We start from the raw sequence: 3,615 nt of genomic DNA, 5'->3' as shown, positions 1-3,615 counted from the left end.
TAGTCGCGCCAGGCCGGGGAGCCGCTCGGGTGGGGGCTGGCCCGGACGAGCAGCACGGCAGCGGTCTCTGCTGCGCGGGCCACCGTGTGCGGGATCGACACCCACACGGCACCACGACTCCACCGCAGACGCTGGAGTCGTGCATCTAGGAGGAACGTTCATGCAAGCCCGGAAGATCGGCGCGGTCGCCGCGACAGCGGTGGCAGTCCTGGCGGCCCGCGACCTCGTCCAGAAGAGGCACGCGCTCCTCCGGAACTTCCCGGTCGTCGGCCACGCCCGGTACCTCCTGGAGACGATCGGGCCGGAGCTGCGGCAGTACATCGTGACCTCCAACGAGGAGGAGCGCCCGTTCAGCCGTGACCAGCGCACCTGGATCTACGCGTCGGCGAAGGAGGAGAACAACTACTTCGGCTTCGGCACCGAGGTCGACGTCGAGCACGTCCAGGGGCACGCCTACCTGAAGCAGCGCACCTTCGCCGGTGCCCTCCCCGACGCCCACGACCCGCAGGCACCGCTGCCCTCGGCCAAGGTGCTGGGCGGGCCGCGCGGGCGCGCCAAGGCCTTCCGGCCGGCCAGCGTGGTGAACATCTCGGCGATGAGCTTCGGATCGCTCTCCGGCGCGGCCGTCACGGCGCTCAACAAGGGGGCGGCGCTGGCGGGCACGATGCACAACACCGGCGAGGGCGGCCTCTCGCCGTACCACCGCAACGGCGGTGACCTCGTCCTCCAGCTCGGGACGGCGTACTTCGGCTGCCGCGACGAGAACGGCGCCTTCAACCTCGACAAGCTCAAGGAGGTCGTCGCCGGCGCCCCGGTCAAGGCGATAGAGATCAAGCTCTCCCAGGGCGCCAAGCCGGGGCTGGGCGGCATGCTGCCGGGCGCGAAGGTGACCCCGGAGATCGCCGGGATCCGCGGCATCCCGGTCGGCCAGGACTGCGCCTCCCCGTCGCGGCACACCGCGTTCGGCGACGTCGACTCGATGCTGGACTTCGTCGAGCTGATCGCCACCGAGACCGGCCTGCCGGTCGGGGTCAAGAGCGCAGTGGGGGAGGCGGGCTTCTGGCAGGAGCTCGCCACGCTGATGGCTCGCGGCGACCGCGGGGTCGACTTCGTGACGGTCGACGGCGGCGAGGGCGGCACCGGCGCGGCGCCGCGGATGTTCGCCGACTCGGTGTCGCTGCCGTTCCGGATGGGCTTCTCCCGGGTCTACGGCACCTTCGCCGAGCTGGGGCTGACCGACGACCTGACCTTCATCGGCTCCGGCAAGCTCGGCCTGCCCGAGAACGCCGCGGTCGCCTTCGCCCTGGGCGCCGACATGATCAACGTGGCGCGGGAGGCGATGCTGTCGATCGGCTGCATCCAGGCGCAGAAGTGCCACACCGACAAGTGCCCCACCGGCATCGCGACCCAGAACCCGTGGCTCGCCCGCGGCCTGGACCCGACGTCGAAGGCCGACCGGGCCGCCGCCTACCTGCGCACCCTGCGCAAGGAGCTGATGAAGGTCTCGTCGGCCGTCGGCGTCGCCCACCCGGCGCTCATCACCGCCGACGACATCGAGATCCTGAACGGCGACTACGAGGCCCGCACCCTGGCCGGCGTGTACGGCTACAAGGAGGGCTGGGGCGAGCTCGGCCCGGAGCTGGCCGAGGAGATCACGGCGCTGATGACCGCCGGGCCGGCCGTCTGATCCACCCTGCCGACCCCCGTCGGCCGGCGTCAGGTCCACCGCGACCCGGAGCGCCGACCGTACGGGGGTTCGGCGCTCCCCGGGGGATTGGTCCAGACCTTAAATGGTCCAGACCTATTGACGGGCCCCGCCGCCCCTCCTACGATCCGGACCGGCACAGCCCCACATGTCCCCCCACCTCACCCAAGCCGGGCGTCGCGCCCCCACGCGTCGGTCATGTCCATGGCGCTCGGCGGGAAGGGAGCACCACATGTTCCGTCGAAGGCCGAGTCGTCCACGCCCGCAGCAGGCGCCCGTGGAACGCGCGTCGCAGGCCCCCCGCACCGGCCGCGCCCGGCACGGGTCGAGCGTCCTGACGCGCTCCCTCGCCGGGGTGAGCGCCGCCGCCGTGATCGGCGCCGGCATCGCCGTGGCGGGCACCGTCACGGCCGGCGCCGCCACCCCCAACCTGGTGTCCAATCCCGGGTTCGAGAACGGGCTCTCCGACTGGACCTGTTCCGGCGGCTCCGGCGCGGCCGTCGGCAGCCCGGTCCACTCCGGCGCCTCCGCGCTCCAGGCCACGCCGACCGGCCAGGACACCGCCCAGTGCACCCAGACCGTCAGCGTGCAGCCCAACTCCCAGTACACGCTGAGCGCCTACGTCCAGGGCAGCTACGTCTACCTGGGCGCCACCGGCACCGGCGTCACCAACGCCTCCACCTGGACGGCGAGCAGCCCCTCGTACAGCCAGCTCAGCGTCGGCTTCACCACCGGGGCGAACACCACCTCGGTGACCGTCTTCCTGCACGGCTGGTACGGGCAGCCCGCGTTCTACGCGGACGACGTGGTGCTCACCGGCCCCGGCGGCAGCAGCCCAAGCCCCACCCCGACCACCGCGCCGCCGACCAGCACGCCGCCCACGACGACGCCGCCCACCAGCACCCCGCCCACCACCACGCCGCCGACGACGACGCCGCCCACCACGACGCCGCCGAGCGACACCTGCCCCACGAAGCCCAAGCCGTCGGGCAAGGTCCTCCAGGGGTACTGGGAGAACTGGGACGGCGCCCTGAACGGCGTCCACCCCGGCATGGGCTGGGTCCCCATCACGGACAGCCGGATGGCCGCGCACGGCTACAACGTCATCAACGCCGCCTTCCCGGTGATCCTCTCGGACGGCACCGTGCTGTGGCAGGACGGCATGGACAGCAACGTCAAGGTCTCGACCCCCGCCGAGATGTGCCAGGCCAAGGCGGCCGGGGCGACGATCCTGATGTCGATCGGCGGCGCCGCCGCGGGCATCGACCTGAGCTCCAGCACGGTGGCCGACAAGTTCGTGGCGACCGTCGTCCCGATCCTCAAGAAGTACAACTTCGACGGGATCGACATCGACATCGAGACCGGCCTGTCCGGCAGCGGCAACATCAACACGCTGTCCGCCTCCCAGGCCAACCTGATCCGCATCATCGACGGCGTGCTGGCCCAGATGCCCGCGGGCTTCGGCCTGACGATGGCCCCCGAGACCGCGTACGTCACCGGCGGCAGCGTCAACTACGGGTCGATCTGGGGCGCCTACCTGCCGATCGTCAAGAAGTACGCCGACAACGGGCAGCTGTGGTGGCTGAACATGCAGTACTACAACGGCAGCATGTACGGCTGCTCCGGCGACTCCTACCAGGCCGGCACCGTGCAGGGCTTCACCGCGCAGACCACCTGCCTGAACAACGGCCTGACCATCCAGGGCACCACCATCAGGGTGCCGTACGACAAGCAGGTGCCCGGCCTGCCGGCCCAGCCCGGCGCGGGCGGCGGCTACATGGACCCGGGGTCGGTCGGCCAGGCGTGGAACGCCTTCAGCAGGCCCCGCAGGCCGCCGGCCACGACTACACCGTCCGTGCCGGTGACACCCTGTCGACCATCGCCGCCGCCCAGGGCGTGTCCGGCGGCTG

General features: G+C 71.7%; 2 protein-coding genes. Both read left to right on the top strand.

The features are described from left to right. Positions 1-160: 160 nt before the first annotated feature. Entirely contained in the window at positions 161-1,687 is a 1,527-nt protein-coding gene (locus tag ACWDCZ_RS39420; protein ID WP_117486023.1) for an FMN-binding glutamate synthase family protein, read from the top strand. A 295-nt stretch (positions 1,688-1,982) separates the two neighbouring features. Beyond that, positions 1,983-3,615, top strand: a 1,633-nt coding sequence (locus ACWDCZ_RS39415) for a carbohydrate binding domain-containing protein (protein ID WP_449818478.1), incomplete at its 3' end; no start/stop codon positions are given.

The organism is Kitasatospora sp. NPDC001225 (genome assembly GCF_053597855.1).
The sequence above is the reverse complement of the archived record's forward strand: the minus strand, read 5'-3'. Positions and strand labels throughout refer to the sequence as shown.

What these genes read in the sequence shown, in the direction of transcription:
- ACWDCZ_RS39420 (WP_117486023.1), top strand. Translation starts at nt 161, where the DNA reads ATGCAAGCCCGGAAGATCGGCGCGGTCGCCGCGACAGCGGTGGCAGTC.